14 protein-coding genes are annotated in these 18966 nt (G+C 45.5%); 2 read left to right on the forward strand and 12 right to left on the reverse strand.

The features are described 5' to 3' along the window. Window positions 1–86: 86 nt before the first annotated feature. The 11 genes from DXX93_RS14390 to DXX93_RS14445 form a co-directional block, all read right to left on the reverse strand. On the reverse strand, window positions 87–1322 hold the full coding sequence (locus tag DXX93_RS14390) for an amidase family protein (RefSeq protein WP_116008699.1): 1236 nt from the start codon (window positions 1320–1322) through the stop codon (window positions 87–89). 526 nt (window positions 1323–1848) lie between these two features. After that, window positions 1849–2499 carry a TetR/AcrR family transcriptional regulator gene (locus DXX93_RS14400; protein ID WP_116008701.1) on the reverse strand — a complete coding sequence of 217 codons (651 nt, stop codon included), beginning with the start codon at window positions 2497–2499 and terminating at the stop codon, window positions 1849–1851. A gap of 268 nt (window positions 2500–2767) precedes the next feature. Continuing rightward, window positions 2768–4282: an amidophosphoribosyltransferase gene (purF, locus tag DXX93_RS14405; protein WP_116008702.1), complete on the reverse strand. Its 1515-nt coding sequence runs from the start codon at window positions 4280–4282 to the stop codon at window positions 2768–2770. 37 nt (window positions 4283–4319) lie between these two features. Next, window positions 4320–4802 carry a CvpA family protein gene (locus tag DXX93_RS14410; RefSeq protein ID WP_116000884.1) on the reverse strand — a complete coding sequence of 161 codons (483 nt, stop codon included), beginning with the start codon at window positions 4800–4802 and terminating at the stop codon, window positions 4320–4322. A gap of 67 nt (window positions 4803–4869) precedes the next feature. After that, window positions 4870–5538, reverse strand: coding sequence for an SPOR domain-containing protein (locus DXX93_RS14415; protein WP_116009982.1), 669 nt, complete (start codon window positions 5536–5538; stop codon window positions 4870–4872). A gap of 51 nt (window positions 5539–5589) precedes the next feature. Then, on the reverse strand, window positions 5590–6918 hold the full coding sequence (gene folC, locus DXX93_RS14420) for a bifunctional tetrahydrofolate synthase/dihydrofolate synthase (protein WP_220347573.1): 1329 nt from the start codon (window positions 6916–6918) through the stop codon (window positions 5590–5592). 123 nt (window positions 6919–7041) lie between these two features. Further along, a complete protein-coding gene (accD, locus tag DXX93_RS14425; RefSeq protein WP_116008703.1) occupies window positions 7042–7950 on the reverse strand; it encodes an acetyl-CoA carboxylase, carboxyltransferase subunit beta in 909 nt (302 codons plus the stop codon). Window positions 7951–8239: 289 nt separating this feature from the next. Further along, on the reverse strand, window positions 8240–9037 hold the full coding sequence (gene truA / locus DXX93_RS14430; RefSeq protein WP_116008704.1) for a tRNA pseudouridine(38-40) synthase TruA: 798 nt from the start codon (window positions 9035–9037) through the stop codon (window positions 8240–8242). A 172-nt stretch (window positions 9038–9209) separates the two neighbouring features. Then, window positions 9210–12896 (reverse strand): FimV/HubP family polar landmark protein, encoded by a 3687-nt coding sequence (locus DXX93_RS14435; protein ID WP_116008705.1) that lies wholly within the window; start codon window positions 12894–12896, stop codon window positions 9210–9212. Between the two features lie 267 nt (window positions 12897–13163). Continuing rightward, window positions 13164–14180 carry an aspartate-semialdehyde dehydrogenase gene (locus DXX93_RS14440; protein WP_116008706.1) on the reverse strand — a complete coding sequence of 339 codons (1017 nt, stop codon included), beginning with the start codon at window positions 14178–14180 and terminating at the stop codon, window positions 13164–13166. Window positions 14181–14227: 47 nt separating this feature from the next. After that, window positions 14228–15400, reverse strand: a complete 1173-nt coding sequence (locus tag DXX93_RS14445; protein ID WP_116008707.1) for a 4-phosphoerythronate dehydrogenase — start codon at window positions 15398–15400, stop codon at window positions 14228–14230. 219 nt (window positions 15401–15619) lie between these two features. Between DXX93_RS14445 and DXX93_RS14450 the strand changes: the two genes are divergently transcribed. Together DXX93_RS14450 and DXX93_RS14455 are read left to right on the forward strand one after the other, a co-directional pair. Next, complete coding sequence (locus DXX93_RS14450) at window positions 15620–15985, forward strand: phasin family protein (protein WP_116008708.1); 366 nt, start codon at window positions 15620–15622, stop codon at window positions 15983–15985. A gap of 61 nt (window positions 15986–16046) precedes the next feature. Continuing rightward, window positions 16047–16580, forward strand: coding sequence for a hypothetical protein (locus tag DXX93_RS14455; protein ID WP_116008709.1), 534 nt, complete (start codon window positions 16047–16049; stop codon window positions 16578–16580). Between the two features lie 604 nt (window positions 16581–17184). On the opposite strand, the gene DXX93_RS14460 is transcribed toward DXX93_RS14455, so the two are convergent. After that, on the reverse strand, window positions 17185–18672 hold the full coding sequence (locus DXX93_RS14460; RefSeq protein ID WP_116008710.1) for a DUF3336 domain-containing protein: 1488 nt from the start codon (window positions 18670–18672) through the stop codon (window positions 17185–17187). Between the last annotated feature and the right edge of the window lie 294 nt (window positions 18673–18966).

The raw sequence follows: 18966 nt of genomic DNA on the forward strand, positions 1-18966 counted from the left end.
GCCGATGAAGGTACTCAGTACACCATCGGTTAAAATAATTTTAAGCTCACTCACTTAACTCACTTACTTTACTTATCTCACTTAACTCACTCACTTAATTGGGATACCAACTCAAGCAAGCTGCGATCATTATGCGGTGCCATCAACAAGGAGTAGCCATAGGGTGCTTTTAGTAAGCTACCATCACAGTCTAACAATTGGGTATCGGGTATCGCTATTGACACATCAGGTATATGCACCTGCGCACTGCCAGATAGGCCAGCGATAGCGGTTAGTGTAAGTATCTTGGCACGCAGCTCACTGGTATCTGCCCCCAATTTGGGCGCTATGCTTGGCGTCGTTGGCAAAAACAAGGCACTCCTGACCGTCATCGCTGATTTAAGCCCTGATGTAAGTTGTTGCATCACGTCACACCACTTTTGCTGCACTTGCTTGGCTTGCACTTCTTCGGCCTCAGACAATGCCAAGGCCATTTCGAAACGCCCACCAATAGCAGGTGCAAAATAGTCACGATAGTCAGGTGACAATGCACTTAACCACTTACCATGCGTGCGCGCAATTTCACGCCCTTGCAAAATACGAAATGTATCTGCCAACTCGCTGAGTAAGCCTTCACTTGGCAACACAAATTGCTTTACTTGCGCAAAGTGCGGCGCTATTTCGTCTAATTTATTGCTCAGCGCCCCCGCAAGCTCTGAAGGTAACAGGTCAAATAACTGTTCGCATACAAAAAGTTGCTCCACTTGATAAACTGATTGCTTGGGCAGTAGGTGATTACCTACTTTTACCAGTAACTCGGCGCTATGGGTAAGCCAACCTGTGGTATCAAAAGCGGGGGCCAATGGGGTTAGGCCATGGGCGCTGATCGCGCCATGGGTAGGACGAATACCATAAAGGCCACAGTAGCTCGCTGGTACGCGGATTGAGCCCCCCGTATCGGTACCTAGACCAATATCAGCTAAGCCTGCTGCGACAGCTGCCGCAGACCCCATGCTTGAACCACCACAAGAATGCCCAGCAAGCTTGGGATTTTGCGCCGCACCATAGTGAGAATTATTCCCTTCCAGACTATAAGCAAGCTCATCAGTTTGGGTGTAACCGACAAACTGGCAGCCTTGCATCATTAATGTGTGGACACTGCTCGCTGTTTCCTCGGCGAGCTTTGCTTGGCGCAACCATTCGGGGTTACCCGCACTATTTTTATGACCTGCCACGGCAAATAGATCTTTTACTGCCAAGCGCAAACCCGCTAAATCACCGCTTTCGCGTGCCTGCCATGCTTTCGGGCCATGACTACAAAAAATTGCCGAGTCGTGCTTCACTACCTTTTGATTCCTTTATCGACGTAAAATTTGCTTGTTATGCCAACGCTTGCTAAACCAGCGTTAGTGCAAGACAACGCTAAAATGTCTGCAAAACCAGTGCCATAAAATTTATTTCTTATCCGATCGGTCAACATCAAAAGGGTGGCGAATAAAGGGTAGTAAGCGAAGATGAGAAACGCGGTGTTTCTGCCAGAGTTTTTCTCACCATCTTGGTGCTTTTGCACTGGTTTGGGTCGAAATATAAGAGGATAAGATCAGCGACTTTAGACAGGAAGAAAGGCTGTTAATGTGCCTATTGATAATGTGTCTGTGGTGATAATAGCTTTAGTGGCTTCTGTTTGCATAGAGGACGGTAAGCTTTACCGCCCTCCGAGATGTTACAATAAATGATGTAACGTTATAGCTTGATAGCCGAGCAAGCAGTTGTTGAAAGCAGCGGATTAGCTAGTTCTGCTCTGATTTATTTGGCGCGCTTGGCCTAGCTAGCCTAGTTGGCTTAGTTGACCTAGTTAGCAGAGTTGGTTTAGTTGGCTGAGTCGGGCATCGCTAAGCCCACCCCATTGATAATAATCTTAGCGACGGACGCCGTGATATCGTCAATATCACTTTCTTCATACTCCAACTTGTTTTGCAGCAACAAGACTTCCGCTTGGAAGTCAGCGTAATACTGAGTACTAGCCCAAATGGTAAACAACAAATGTACAGGGCTGACGGCGTCCATTTTGCCGGCGTCAATCCACGCTTGGAGCAACTGGCACTTAGCGCGGAACCAAGGGCGGTTTTTATCGCGCATATAATCTTGCAAATAAGGCGCACCGCGCAGGATTTCTGCCGCGAACAATCTCGACTGCATGGGTTGGTGAATTGAAAGTGCTATTTTACTGCGAATATAGTGATACAAAACCTCAGCGGGGTCATCATCCACGGTGGCGTTATCAAGCCCTATATTCCAGGTTTCAACAATACCGTTAAGTACTTCTTCGTAAAGGTTGTCTTTATTTTTAAAGTAATACAGTACATTGGCTTTAGCCACACCCGCTTCGCTCGCAATCATGCTCATACTGGCGCCATCGTAGCCCGATTGCGAAAAGAGCTTTTCTGCAGCGGCTAAAATAAGTTGCTGATTCTTCTGTCGAGTGACTTCTTTTTTATTTTGCTTTTCTCTTGTTGTCATTGTGTACTTGGTTGTTTTCTTTGTTTAGTTTAGTTTGGTTTAGTCTTCACATAAAGTGTTGGCGTTATTGACCATAAGGTCAAGCAATTTACTCGCCATTATTGATGCCGTCTATCGTCATAAGGTTAGAGGCAATACCAATTGCTATAAATACTAACAGACAAAAACGACCCGAAAACGGGTCGTTAAATTAATGGTCTAAGCTCACTAAACAGAGCACTAACCTATGCATTCACCTAAGCATTAAACTAATGCGTGAAACTAGGCGCTAAGCACCTTCGTTGTGCAAGTCGATAATAGAATCAGCGTTCTTATCGGTTTGCTCTTTGGTTTCGTTGTTACGAGCAGCGTCTAACTTCTCAAGATAGCCTTGATCGATATCGTTAGTGATGTACTTACCATCAAAAACCGAGGTTTCAAAGCGCTTCACTTCTGGGTTGAACGTGCGAGCAGCTGCGACTAAGTCTTTAATATCTTGGAAGATAAGCTCGTCAGCACCAATGAGCTGACAGATATCGTCGACTTCACGGCCATGAGCAATCAGCTCATTCGCACTTGGCATATCAATACCGTACACATTCGGGAAGCGAATCTCAGGAGCGGCTGAGGCGAAGTAAACCTTCTTCGCACCCGCTGCACGCGCCATTTCAATAATCTGCTGTGAAGTCGTGCCACGCACCACAGAGTCATCAACCAACAAGACATTTTTGCCTTTAAATTCAGCACTAATTGCATTGAGCTTTTGGCGAACAGACTTCTTACGCATTTCTTGGCCCGGCATAATAAAAGTACGGCCGATGTAGCGGTTTTTAACAAAGCCTTGACGATATGGAATATCTAATTGATGGGCAATTTGCAGTGCAATGTCACACGAGGTTTCAGGAATTGGAATCACCACATCGATATCAAGGTCGTCCCACTGACGCGCAATTTTCTCGCCGAGCTTTTTGCCCATCTCAACGCGTGTTGCGTACACCGACATTTTATCTATGGTCGAATCTGGGCGAGCGAAGTACACAAACTCAAAAATACAAGGGCTGTAAGTTGGCGCTTGGGCACATTGTTGGCTAAACATTTTGCCGTCTTCGGTAAAGTAGATGGCTTCACCTGGCGCCACATCGCGCACAAATTCAAAATCGCACGCATCTAACGCAACCGACTCTGAGGCCACCATGTACTCAACCCCTTGTTCGGTTTCTCGCTTACCGAAGACCAGTGGACGAATACCATTAGGGTCTCGAAATGCCACCATGCCGTGACCGATAATCAACGCGACAGTGGCGTATGCGCCGCGAATGCGCTGGTGAACGTTACTGACCGCTTGGAAAATATCTTCTGGGGTTAGCTTTAACGCTTGAGTTTGCGCTAATTCATGGCCGAGAATGTTGAGTAACAATTCAGAATCTGACGTGGTATTAACATGGCGACGAGCGGTTTCAAATAGCCAGTTTTTTAATTCGTCAAAGTTGGTGAGGTTACCGTTGTGGGCGAGTGCGATGCCAAAGGGGGAGTTAGCGTAAAAGGGCTGGGCTTCTGAGGAACTTGAAGTACCTGCGGTGGGGTAGCGAATATGCCCGATGCCGATGTTGCCTTGCAGTCGGTGCATGTGCCGCGTATGAAACACATCTTTGACCAATCCATTTGCTTTTCTCAAGCGAAACATATTGTCATTAATGGTGACAATACCAGCAGCATCTTGTCCCCGATGTTGCAGAACCGTTAACCCATCATACAAAGACTGATTGACAGCTGAATTACCAACTATACCAACAATACCACACATAAACCTGTTCTCCGACGAGTGTGTTTTACCAAGTGAATTAAGTTAAAAAACTTGATGATTGCTTGAGATACTCGAAAAACCATTCAATCACTAACGTGAACTCTGGGATCAGGGTCGAACTTTGCCACCAAGGCGTAGACGACGATGCGGTAAAAGCGTCCATAAAGAACAGCAGTGCACTGACAATTAACACCCCGCGTAATCCACCAAACGCCAAGCCAAGGACACGATCCGTGCCAGACAAGCCAGTTTTTTGTACCAATTGGCTAACCACATAGTTGACCAAGGCACCTAAAATTAAGGTGGAAATAAAGAGAATAGCAATGGCAGCAGCATTGCGCAGGAGGTGTTCAGAGATATTAGTGAGTAAGGCAGCGAGGTTAGGATAAAAGGAGCTGGCGATAAAAAAGGCGCCGATCCATACCACAAGTGAGATCGCTTCTTTGACAAATCCACGAACCAAACTAATCAAGGTTGATATGCCAATAATCGCTAAAATGGCATAGTCTATCCAAACCATATACTGAGTAATCTCAAGAAATGAGTGGCGCGCATTCTAACAGATGAACGCCACTGTTAATATATTTTTATTTAGTCACTTTAAATTTGGCAATACGGCCCTGCACACGGGTTAAGCTTTTCAGCTTGGGAATGGCTTTTTCCAGTTCAGCTTTGTGCAGGTTGGGGCCAATAATGACTTTAGTCAAGGTCCCCTTTTGCGTTTTAATTGGCTGAGTGAAAGCGGTGTAGCCAGCGCCTTTTAACTTTGCCATTAAATCGTCGACATTCTTCTTGTGTTTAAAGCTACCTAAATGAATTACCCATGCGTACTGGTCTTTTTTCACGGGCGGTAATTTGCTTGTTGTTTGCGGCCTTGCTTGCGATGCAGCGTTTGTGGCGATAATCGCTTCTTTTTTAGCAGGGGTGGCAACGGTTGTCTGGTTTTTATTGATGGGTCGTGTGTTAGCCGCTAAGTTAGCCCCATGAGCAGCCTCAGTTACTTTAGTTGCATTAGATGCGAGTTGATCATCAATCGCCTCTTCGTCACTGATACTGGGCTTGGGAATCACCGCCAGCTTTTCTTCGGGAAACGGTTTATGTGCTTTCGCCCCCTCAAATTTTGGCGCTTGTGGGATCGCCTCAAAATCTGCCTGATAGCTTTCCTTCTCACCATCAAGAATATCGGGCAAGAAGATGATCAGTGCTGCAGCAACTATGATGGTGCCAACTAATCTATTTTGAAACGGGGTAGACAAGCGCAACTCCTCTGGCTTTTTCAACAACTCTTATCGATTGTCTGTTATTGATCACTCACCAATTGCCCTCAATGAACCCACTAGCGCGGGCCTCACTTCAGCAACGGTAAAAAAAGAACCAAACACTAATACCAGCTCGTCGGCATTAGCGCTGTTTTTTGCCATTGTAAAGGCATGTTCAACATTGTCAAAGCAATTACCGTCAAGTGCGAGCTTATCAGCTAAGCTGTTGATTTCTTGAGCGCTTGCCGCTCTTGCACCGGAAAGTGAAGCAAAGTACCAAGAATCTACGCAATCGCTCAGCTCAACAAGCGTTGCCCTGATATCTTTGTCTTTTAGCATACCGACAACCGCGTGAACTTTTTGATAACCAAGACGCTTGATGGTTTTCGCCAAGTGTTTTGCGGCATGAGGGTTGTGGGCAACATCAAGCATGATATCGCACTGATAACCTTCATGGCTTGTCGGCTGAAAGATCTCGGTTCGCCCTGCCACTTTGGTCATCTCAATAACCTGGTTAATGCGCTCAGCAGATAATTGAAGGTTTAGCTCAGCGAGGACCATAAGTGCTGTTGCAACATTGTCCATCGGAATATAAGGAGGCTTTAACCCTGTGAAGTTAAGTTCATCGCTTGCATTTTTATCACGCTGAGTTGTTTGCCATTGCCAACTAGTGTCCTGCTGACAAATGTCGAAAGCTCGGCCACGGGCAAGCAGCTTTGCGCCAATGTTAAAGGCTTGCTTGGCAACTGATTGTGGCATATTAGGTTCACCAACTATTGCCGGTTTTTCAGGGCGGAAAATGCCCGCCTTTTCAAAACCAATCAATTCACGTGTATCACCCAAGAATGCTTGATGATCTAAATCCACTGACGTGACCACCGCAATATCCGCATCCACCATATTGGTTGCATCTAGTCGACCACCCAGCCCTACTTCCAGAATAATAAAATCGGGCTGTTGCTGCTGCAAAATAAATAACCCTGCAAGGGTTGTGAACTCGTAATAGGTAAGCGAAATGTCAGCTCGCGCCAATTCCACTGCTGCAAGTGCACTTAGCCAAGGTTGGTCTTCAACATCGACCTTGTTAATGCGCAATCGTTCATTAAAGCGCTCAATATGCGGAGATGAGTAAACAGCGACCGTTTGCTTGGCAGCAAGTAAGTAATTTTCAATAAAAGCACAGGTTGTGCCTTTGCCATTAGTACCTGCGACGGTGATCACTTTGGCAAAATTTAAGTTGATATTGAGCTTGGTCGCGACTTGACTGATGCGGGATAAACCCAGATCAATTTCTTGGTTGTGAATGGTTTCTAAATAACAAAGCCATTGTGACAACGACCAGTTATCACAATGGCTTTTCATGGCGTCTTTACTCATGCGCTAACACTATTTACGTTCAAAGGTAATCTGCACGGACTATACCTCAGCTCACTGACTTGTTGAAGCTCATTCACCTCTTGAAGCTCGTTAAAAGTCAGCGTAATAAATAGCGCGCAACAGTTATTCTGCCGCTGGCTCTTCTATTTTGGGCGGTTCCGAACTGCTATCGTCTGCTTGCTCAAGGCTTGGCAGGCCAGTAAATTTGGCGAGCATACGCCCTAATGTTGCACGCATCTCACGGCGGTCAACAATCATGTCAATCGCGCCCTTCTCCAATAAGAACTCACTGCGTTGGAAACCTTCTGGCAGCTTTTCACGTACCGTTTGTTCAATAACACGTGGGCCAGCAAAGCCAATCAATGCTTTGGGTTCGGCGACATTAATGTCACCTAGCATGGCTAAACTCGCTGATACACCGCCCATGGTTGGGTCAGTAAGTACTGACACATAAGGCAAACCTTTTTCACTCATCTTCGCTAATGCGGCACTGGTTTTTGCCATTTGCATCAGTGAGAATAGCGCTTCTTGCATACGCGCACCGCCACTGGCAGAGAAGCAAATAAACGGTAAATTGTGCTCTAAACAATATTCAGCGGCTTGCACAAAACGCGCCCCAACGACAGACGCCATTGAGCCACCAAGGAAAGAGAATTCAAATGCTGCGGCGACCACTGGCATACCGTTTAGCTCACCACGCATCACCACTAACGCATCTTTTTCGCCAGTCGATTTTTGCGCCGACGAAATGCGGTCTTTGTAGCGCTTTGAATCTTTAAACTTGAGAATATCTTGCGGCTCTAAGTCAGCGCCAATTTCAACGCGCTCGCCTTGGTCAAGAAAACTTTCAATTCGCTTACGCGCCGAGATGCGCATATGATGGTCGCATTTGGGACATACAAATTGCTGGCGCTCAACTTCCGCTTTGTAAAGTACCGCATTACAAGCACTGCACTTGATCCAGACGCCTTCTGGAATATTTCTTTTTTGTGTTCCCTTAGCTTTTGGGAGAATCTTTTCTATCCAGCTCATAAATTAACTGTGCCTATTGCAATTAAATCAGGACGGTTGGTCGCACAACGACAATGCGCCTGCGCTTTGGTCAATAATGGCTAATCTATGCCTAATTAGTACCTAATCAATGTCTAATCAATAGCTAACTAGCCAACAATTAACCAATTCTGCCCCAAGCGCCCATAAATAACTAGTGAATCGCAGGATTAAACCATAGAATCATGCAGATAGTTATAAAAAACTGGTCTGGTTTGTTAGACAAACCGCCGTTTTTGTTCTGTTCGCCGTACTTTCAGCCACTTTTGTCTTAGCCGTTTAATTGGTCTGGTAAAAACAAGGGACCAAGTGGACACTTGGGAATGGCAAAGTGCGCTGGGTAGTCAACATCGACAAAATATAGCCCACCTGCATTTGCAGTCATCCCCGCAACGCAGCGATTTTTGGCGGCAAGTACCTCTGCAATCCAGTCAATGCTCTCTTGGCCGCGACCAACACGTATTAAACTGCCCGCGATATTGCGAATCATATGATGTAAAAAGGCATTACCTTTGACGTCCAACACCAGAAAATCGCCCACTCGCGTCACATTACAGTGGTGCAGAGTACGCACGGGCGAATTGGCTTGACAATGAACGGTGCGAAATGAGGTGAAATCATTTTCCCCCACCAGTACCTGTGCGGCTTGATGCATCGCTTTATCGTCGAGCGGATGATGGCAAAAAGTAACACCACTGGAGAGAATTGCTGGTCTAAACGGTGCATTATTGATGATGTAACGATAACGCCTTGCGGTTGCACTAAAGCGCGCGTGAAAATCTTCGTCCACTTCTTTCACCCAACGTACCGCGATATCTTTAGGTAAGTTAGTGTTTACCCCTAACGTCCAAGCAACGTCTTTGCGCGTTTTCGTGGTATCGAAATGAATAACCTGATTGGTCGCATTAACGCCCGTGTCGGTGCGACCCGCGCAAACCACCTCTATAGGTTCGTCGGCAATGCGTGATAACGCCTTTTCCAGTGTTTCTTGCACACTAGGTGAGTGATTCTGTTTTTGCCAACCACAGTATTTTTGGCCGTCGTATTCTATACCGAGCGCGTACCGCATTTTTGCCTCCCAATAATTTGGCGCGCATTATCCTTGATTTATCCGTCGAATGCTAGCGCAGGCGATGATCTCTCATCTCCCTCATCGAGACATAAAAAAAGCCGCTTAACTAAGCGACTTTTCTGGTTTTTCTCACTTTTACATAGCTATGACTAACGACTAAACCGCCATGCTATTTGAGGTTTTCAAGTAGCTGTTGTGCTTCAAACTGCTGCTGGGCATCACCTTTTTCAACAACATCGGTGAGAATAATTTCCGCATTCTCACTGTCGCCTATTTCAAGGTACACTTTCGCTAGATCTAACTTAGCAGCAATGCCGTTGTCATCGTCATCAACGTCAATATTATTGGCGTCTTGCGTAAATTCAGGGAACTCATTTAGGCCGACATCAATATTCGTTTTTTGATATGGCTCGCTAGTGCTTGGTTGCAAGCTGTCAGACAACAAAGAGTCAACAGAGACAAAGTCTTGCTCACTCTCACCTGAGCTATCACTTGCACTTGAGCTATCGCTTGACGATAGGGCTTTATCTAACTGCCCTGCTGGTAACTCGATATCCAATTCATTTGTCGGTGCTGTACTCGCTTCAATAACGAGTTCATCACCGATATCGAGTTCATCAGATAAGTCAAAGTCGTGATCGTCGTCACTTCCTGTGGATTCCTCTTCAATATTTGCCAATAGTTCATCAAAATCTAAACTGTCTAGCTCTTGAATATCTTCAATCTCATTGGCTTCGGTGACAGCCTCTCGCTCAGTTTCGCCATCAGGCTCTCCCTCTGCTAATAGATCAGCTAACACATTGCTGTCAGTAAAGTCTGGCGTCAACTCAACGGTTGCACCAGCTTCTTTTTCATCATTGAGTAACTCAGACAAGGTTGACTCATCAAAATCAGTTGCCATATCTGCCAGTAGTTCGTCGCCAGAAAGGTCGTCAGCATCTTGAGGCATTGCTTCTGCCAGCTGATCAATAGATTCCGCTGAAACTTCAAGTGTACTTTCATTAACGCCACTGTCTTCCAACACATCATCTGAGGTCAACTGTTCATCACTTTGCTCAAAGCCTGAAAGCAGATCGTCACCAATATCCAGTGTATCGTCCGGCTCACTGGTGTCGATATCGGCTTGGACATCGGCGATTAAGCTATCAATATCAAAGTCATCTGACATTTCTTGGCTGGCAGTGTTATCTGTTGAAGCGACTTCTGTCGGCGCAGCAGTTTCTTCTGGCTGATTGCCTTCTAGCTGAGTGTCATCCGAGTTATCGCTAGCTATCATGTCACTAAAATCAGCATTTAAGAACGGCGCAACATACTCTTCGGTAAATGCCTCAATTTGCGCATGGTGTTCAGATGCTTCACCGCTGTTGTCCTCTTCTCCCAATAGCTGCTCAATACCTGCGGCGTCAGTAAGGTCAACATTCTCCTCTAGCTGATCAGCCGCTAGGCCAGCTTCTTGCTCACTACCATTGTCGCTCGCGCTTTCAGCCGAATCACCATTAATGCTATTTAACAGCGCATCAATATCATCTGGATCTGTGATTTCCATGTCACCGTCGTCAACAACACTGGTTTCTTGTTGCAAGCTTTCGCCATTAATACTTGCTAACAGCGCATCAATATCGTCAGGGTCGGTAACATCTGCGCCATCGGGGATATCATCTGCGGCGCTGTTTTGGGGCTCTGGTGCTGGTTTGGGTTCGGCTTCGCCGCCAACACTGGCAAGCAGTGCGTCAATATCATCAGGGTCGGTAACATCTGCACCGTCTGGGATATCATCTGCGGCTTTACTTTCGGGCTCAGGTGCCGAATCACCACCAACACTAGCAAGCAGTGCATCAATATCATCAGGGTCAGTAACATCTGCACCGTCTGGGATTTCATCTGCGGCTTTACTTTCGGGCTCAGGTGCCGAATCACCACCAACACTAGCAAGCAGTGCATCAATATCGTCTGGGTCAGTAACATCTGCACCATCTGGGATATCATCTGCGGCTTTACTTTCGGGCTCAGGTTCTGGCTCAGGTGCCGAATCACCCCCAACACTAGCAAGCAGTGCATCAATATCGTCTGGGTCAGTAACATCTGCACCATCGGGGATATCGTCTGCGGCTTTACTTTCGGGCTCAGGTTCTGGCTCTGTTGCTGGCTCAGGTGTCGAATCCCCCCCAACACTAGCAAGCAGTGCGTCAATATCATCGGGGTCAGTAACATCTGCACCATCGGGGATATCGTCTGCGGCTTTACTTTCGGGCTCAGGTTCTGGCTCTGTTGCTGGCTCAGGCGCTGGTTCTGTTTCGCCACCAGCACTAGCAAGCAATGCATCAATATCGTCAGGGTCAGTAACATCTGCACCGTCTGGTATTTCTTTTTCATCACTTGCACCAGCAAGTAACGCGTCGAGATCGTCTTGCCCTAATTCGCCATCAGGAAGCGTGTCATCGTCTTCTTGAGCCAGTGCTACATCGTCGCTATCATCAGAGCCTAAGCCAGAAAGTAAATCATCTAAATCTCCTTGATCTAGCTGACCGCCTTCGAGCAATTCAGGTTCTTCCGATTCCATTGACGCTTTTTCGCTGTCGTCACCGCCCGATAACAAGTCATCGAGCATACTTTGATCTAACTCACCACCCTCTAGTGGCTCACTCTCTTCTTCCGCTTTTTCAAGGTCATCATCAAGCGAGATATCTTCAAGGTCGTCGAGTTCATCAAGTTCATCATCTAAATGAATCACTTCATCAGATAAATCGTCATCGAGTAATTCATCACCTAAATCGTCGATAGTATCAGCGAATAAATCGTCACTTTCGTCTTCTTCTGACTCAGTCAGATCAATGGAAAGTTCATCGTCAAGCGATAGTTCGCCATCTAACGACAGTTCCTCATCCAAGGTTTCACTCGCTGCTTGAGCGACAGGGGCTTCAGCAGCAGGCGCAGGTTTTTCAAGCGTCATCTCTTGAGCTGGCTGCTGTTTTTCCTGCTTTTTACGACCAATAAAGAAGGCGATTACCCCAGCAATTAATAAGGCTGGCAAGGTGCCCATGAGCACTTTGAACCACAGGCTCGACATCCAATTTTGCTGTGCAAGCTCAGCCTGCTGCTTTTCCAGTAGCAACTGGCGTTCGCGCTCTTCCGCTTTTGCCAACAGCTCTTTTTGCAGCTCAAGCATGCTGTCCATTTGGGCTTTAACTTCTTGCCCTTTGGCCACCTCCCCTTGCATCAAGGTAAGTTGGTCATTGAAGTTGGCTAAGCGCTGACGCAAGGCTTCATTTTCTTGTAAAATCGCTTGTAGGCCGTCAATCGAATCTAAAACATCACGTTGAATCGTATCGAGTTTTTGACGTTGTTCGGTGTCATAGGTCTGTAATTGTTGATTAATTTCGCCTTTCGCTGCGTCTAAGTCTTTCTTTTTAACAACCAACTCTTCCGGTTTAACAGGCACAACTGGCTCAGCTTTTTTGGCAACTTTACCTTGCCATTTTTTGTCATCACTAACGGCGCTGTTTTTGGCGACATAGGGATCAATTAAGCGGATTTTTTCAATCGGTGGAACCAGTAAATACTGGCCATTAATTAAGTGGTTACGGTTGTTATCGGCGAACGCATTTGGGTTCATCTCATACAAAGCTTGCATAACCTGATAAACCGTCACGGAAGGATCTGGTCTGATTGCTAACGCTATCTTCCAAAGTGTGTCACTACTGGTAATTGGACCGTAGCGATCGTGGGGAAAAACATCTGTGCTTTTAGGGCCGCGAATACGAATGCCAGTATCTTGCGCTGATACTGATGGCGTAGTCGCCAGTAAAAGTCCAACAATTAACACCTGCAATAAGCACAGGCTAAGTAAGCGCAGCATTAAGTCTTTCCTAATTATTCTAATAAATTGCCAAAAAACTGGCGGTGACACCCAGCTAGAGCAAAGCAAAGTTTATTCCAAGTCTCAGTCAAGATCTATGCTAGCGGTAAACAGATATACCTAGCAAGCGATAAAACCCTGTCCTTGATCAAGAAATTAATTGCTTTATTATCAAGAGCAGCATAAATGAATAGCAATAAAAAAGGGTTAGCCATTTATATTAACGGCTAACCCCTCTATTTCTTTACCAAATTTTGTTGCTGAGTATTATAAATACTCTTTGATCAACAGCTCGGCAATTTGAATACTGTTAGTCGCTGCGCCCTTGCGCACATTGTCTGCCACCACCCACAAATTAATGCCATTAGGGTGGCTAATATCTTCGCGAATACGACCGACATAAGTATCGTCTTTACCACTTGCATCACCAATTTGCGTAGGGAAGTCTTGATCATCTTCGCATAACACAATACCCGGCGCATGACTTAACAACGCCTTGACCTCTTCCGCTGAAGTTTGCGTGCGCGTTTCAATGTGAATCGCTTCTGCGTGACCGTAGAACACTGGTACTCGCACCGCTGTTGGGTTAACTAAGATACTTTCGTCACCGAAAATTTTCTTTGTTTCCCATACCATTTTCATCTCTTCTTTGGTGTAACCGTTATCTTGGAACACATCAATTTGAGGAATGACGTTAAACGCGATTTGACGAGAAAAACTCTTGGTTTCAACAGGCTTACCGCTTAACAAATCAGCACACTGCTTCGCTAATTCATCCATCGCTTCTTTACCTGCGCCAGATACCGACTGGTAAGTACAAACATTGATACGGTCAATACCCACCGCATCTTGGATCGGTTTTAGTGCCACCAACATTTGGATAGTTGAGCAGTTCGGGTTGGCAATAATATTACGATTGCGATACTCAGCTAGGGCGTCTGGGTTTACTTCTGGGACAACGAGTGGGATATCAGGCTCGTAGCGAAACTCCGAGGTGTTGTCGATAACAACACAGCCAGCATCACCTGCCATTGGTGCATACTTTGCAGATGTTGCGCCACCTGCAGAGAAGAAGCCGATTTGTGCTTGGCTCCAATCAAAGTTATCGGCATCTAGTACTTCAATACTTTCGCCGTTAAATTCAATAAACTGACCAGCAGAGCGCGCACTCGCGAGTGGGTAAAGTTTGTTAACGGGAAAGTCACGTTGCTCTAGAATTTCAATAATGGTTTTACCCACTAGCCCCGTTGCACCAAGTACACATACATCAAATTTTTGCGCCATGCTTTTTCTCTTCCTCTATCTTACGTTTGTCTTATTGTTGCTAAAACTTAGGCCTTGCTCTTTGTCCCATTAAAGCCCAACTGAACCAGCGTATTCAGTGAGCTACTCTCGCCGCTGACTGACAGTGATGAAAACTCCCGACGTACCGGATAATTTTTTCGGATATGATCAAAACCAAAGCGAGATAATTGCTGACGAAAGATGCCATCGTCGCGTCTCACATCGTATACCATTTTGACCAGCTGGTTTAGCAAAATTTCATCTACTTTTTGATTTTTTGATATCCCTTGCTCGGCTTTTACACCATTTACTTGTACGCACGCCACTGTCGGTGCTGGTAAAAAGTCAGATAACTGCTTGTTATCGCCTAGCCCCATTTGCTGACATAGTGCCTGATACAATATTTCGGTACCACGAGCTTTTCCTTCTAAGCTATAACCAGCAATATGGGCGGTTGCAAGGTCAGCATAGGGGATGAGATCGGTTAGCACATCTGGCTCGTCCTCCCAAACATCCATGACAAGCGTGACACCATGACCTTGCTGTTTGAGCGCTAACAAGGCTTGATTGTCGATAACTTCTCCGCGACAAGCATTGATTAAAATCTGTTGCTCGGATAAGGCGCTTAACCTGGTGCTATTAAGTAAATGATACGTTGGGTACTGACCATCGCGTGTTAGCGGCACGTGTAGCGAAACCACATCACAAGCGAGCGCCTCTTCGAGGGTAACAAAATCGCGCGAGTCACCAGCTGCCGCCAGTATTGGGTCACACAATTTATAACGGATACCAAGCGCAATAAGTTTTTCAGAAAGCCGAGAGCCCGTATTGCCCGCGCCAACAATGCCGACCGTTTTATCTAGCAGCGGTAGCTGATAACGCTCTGCCAAGATCACTAAACTACTGATAACAAACTCTGCAACAGAAATCGCATTGCAACCGGGCGCAGAGGAAAAAGTAATACCTCGTTTTGCCAGGTACGTTTGATCAATATGATCAACACCAATAGTGGCAGTCCCGACAAAAGTTAACTGCTGTGCTTTACAAAGTAGTGCTTCGTTCACTTTGGTAATTGAGCGCACCAGCAAGACGTCGGCATCAACTAGGTCATCTGCGCTTAACTCACGCCCTTTAAACGGCACTAATTGATGTTGCTCGCCCCCAAGTTCGTTAAAAAACTCACGCGCAAACGGCATATTTTCGTCAAAGTATATTTTCATCGCAGGATAATTCAGTAAAAAGTTGGGAAAGACAAACTAGGTATGCGTATTCTATCGCAATAAACGCCTATAGTACGCAAAGTCAACACAAAAACCTTTGACTGACCGTCAGTTATGGGAGATAGCGAAAATTAATTTAACTTTTTTTCAGCTTTAGACAGCGCTTTCTAATTTACTTTTTTATTATTTCAACCGTACCCAAACAAGGAGATAGAAAACATGTCTACAATCGACACAATCAAAGATAAAGTAACTCAAGCTGAAGAGCTAGCGCGTAAAATTTGGTTAGCTGGTATCGGTGCATATGGTAAAGGGTTTGACGAAGCTCAAGGTCAATACGAAAAGCTGAACACGGAAGCGACCAAGATGTTCAACGAGCTTGTCGAAAAAGGCGAAAAGCTTGAAGCTGACGCGAAAGAAAAATACCAAACTGAAAAAGAAAAAGCGAAAACTAGCGTTGAAACTCGCGTTGGTGAAGTGCGCGCTAAGCTTGGCTTAGACAATGGTGATACCAACCAGAAAATCGAAGAGCTTTCAGCAAAAATTGACACATTAACCGAAGCGTTAAGCAAGCTTGAAAAGTAATTACCTACTGAACTGGCCGCTTGAAAGTTGCCAGTTCTTTTGATCCTAGGAGTGCGAATTTATGAGCAAAATAAAGGAAATTGAAAAAGCAGGTCGTCAAGCGCTTTACGCTACGGTCGGTGGTTACGCCAAAGGTTGGGAATACCTTTCCAACAAAGTCACTGTCACCATAGATGATACTAGCAAGCTTGTTAATGAGTTGATTGAAAACGGCGAAAAAATCGAATCCGAGTTAAAAGAAAAGGTCAAGCTTAACAACCAGCTTGACGATAAAATTGCCAGTTTAAAAAGTAAGTTAGGTATTGATTCAGACGCCGACGCTAAACTTGCCGAGTTAGAAGCAAAAGTTGATGCCTTAACAGACGCCATCACTAAGCTGGTGGATGCGCGCTTAGCCCAAGTAACTGCGGCGAGTAAAACAGCTAAACCCGCCCCAGCAAAAGCTGCGGCCAAGAAAGCACCAGCAACAAAAGCTCAAGCCGAGCCTGCGCCAAAAACAACCGCGCGTAAAGCACCGGCCAAAAAGCCAACAGCTACCGCAGCTAAAAAAACAACGCGTACAACGGCAGCGAAAGCGAAACCAGCCAATAGTTAACCAATGCATTTTGCGAGGCAGGTAAAATTGCAATTTACTTGGCGATGTTTATCAATAAGACGAGCGATTTTGGCGGGTTATGGTCATTCACAGTGTCACCATGCAATGCCAACGGGATGCAGTTATGGGGTAAAAAAGCGCAACGACATAGCTAACATATAAATCGTAACAACGTTGGCTGGCGAGCGTGATGCCGACCTAATCAGCAAGGTTTGCATTACCCATTATTCCCCTTCTTTTCGCTCCCCTCTTGTTAACACTGATGTTAACGACACTAAATTATTAGTAACTACCTTCTCACCTGCACGTTAGGCTTTTCCCTTTACCCTCGCGGTTAAAATTCAATAACAAGTGCTTACGCTCTAGTACTTAGAAGCAATTCTTGGCCAGCTCTGACTTTTTGGCTGATAGTTTTAGGGCGACCGTTATCTTTAGATAGAGAGTCACTTTTAGGCTAATAACGACAAGATCGCGATAAAAAGCAGTGATAAGACAATCACTGGTATAGCCGTGACAGCTATACCAGTGATTAAAGGAGAGCGGAAGGAAGAGAGGGTTCAAGCACTAAAGCGGCAACGCTCCGGTTGCACAATCAGCTGCAAGGTTAAGCTTGTGGCGGTAACGTCGGCCTTTCGCCGTTTGTGTGGCACCAGTGTAAGCGCTGCTTTTCCTGCTCTCTTAGTTCAGCTAAATACCCCAAGAAGGTTTTGCTAATGCGCGTGCTGCGCTCAATCAGCGATAGTTGTCGCCATGTCGCGCGCTCAGCCATATGCGTCAGCGTATCGATACTTTCAACGGTTGGATTCATTAACAAGTGCTTTAAATTCGCAATTTTTCGCGCAGGCAATATATTAATGTCGCCGACATATTGTTGCTCAACCACAGATCGCACTTTGTGAACGGCCATTTTTGCTGTGCGCCCCGACACCATGTTTTCAACCACATCACAGGCATAAATACTATTGGTTTTCACCATATTCGCCACGTGCCGCTTGGTAACAGCAAAAATACCGTTACTGTGCTGCTTAGTGCGCGGTAAAAAAGGCACTGCTAACGGGTTAATTTGGCTCACAATACTGTGGTTTACACCGTACAAACGCGCTAAGCGATTAAATGGCATATCCGCCATTACCGAGCCATCGGCAAACTTGCGGTTGGGAATGTAAGGGACGATTTCACCAGCGCGATTTTTTGCTTTTAACTGCACCGGAGAAAATAAAAAAGGCACTGCACACGACGCGCGCACCGCTTGCGTAATGATAGCGTTTGGTGACGTTCTGGCATTGAGTAAGCGAGAATATTGGTGCAGATCTGCTGGGGAAACGGTGACACTGACATGGCGACCAGTTTTTTGATACGCCTCTTCAAACGTTGTTAAGTCGAATAGCTCAATCAAAGCGTTTTCTAAATTAGTGCTATCAAACAGTGAGTCTTTTAAAAAGCCCTGCCAAACCCCCCATTCGTGAAAGCGCTCATAAATAGATTCTGACGTGAGAATGTCGAGTAACTCTTCATCAGTGCGGGTGGCGATTAGCGATGCCATAATGGAACCGGCACTGGCACCCGATATCACATTGGGCATTAAGTTGTGTTCAGTTAGGGTGCGAATAACGCCAACATGAAAAAAGCCTAAGCTCGCGCCACCACTTAACATTAAGCAACTTTGGCCATATGCATGGGCGGTTTCTTCAAAAAAGGCGAGTTTATCGTAGAAGTCGACGTCTTCATCCTTGGCATTGAAAATAAACGCCATCGCCGAGCACACTTCATCCAAGAACTCTTCAATCAAGACTTTGGTGCCAATTCGTGCAAAGCGATTAAGCTCAGGGTTGGCAATATTCCCTAAATTTCCATGAATACCTTCATGTAAAATAAACATGAGTCCTGCCGAGTCTTTTTTCGCTTTCGCATCACGAATTCGATTCACCCGTTTGCGAATTAAGCTGTAATCGTAAAGCTTACAGGATTCTTCTGCGCGCCACTCATCAGCGCCAGATAGCTGGTCATGCGCGAGGCTTGCCTCTTTATATTCTTGGTAGGTTTTAGCGTTTTTAATGGCAACTTCAACTTCGTTTAACTTTTTATTCGCCATAATACTCACTCGATATCGCTTATCCGCTTGTTAGTTATCCCGAAGTAAACGCGAATTTTCTAGAAATAACCACCTAATATTGGTTATTTTTACTGCGTAATCAGGACTTTCTTGTGTGTAGTTGAAACAAATAAATCTTATTGCTGTCATTAAGAGGACATAAATAAGCTCAACAACCTGTTGTTAACGCTAAATTAACTTAACAAATCAATCAAATTTAATCGTAATGATTGTTTTATTAAAAATAAAATTTAACACATTGTTTTTATTGACTTTAAATAAAAGCTGTACAAA

It is taken from the genome of Thalassotalea euphylliae (assembly GCF_003390335.1).
In the GTDB taxonomy this organism is placed as follows: domain Bacteria; phylum Pseudomonadota; class Gammaproteobacteria; order Enterobacterales; family Alteromonadaceae; genus Thalassotalea_F; species Thalassotalea_F euphylliae_B.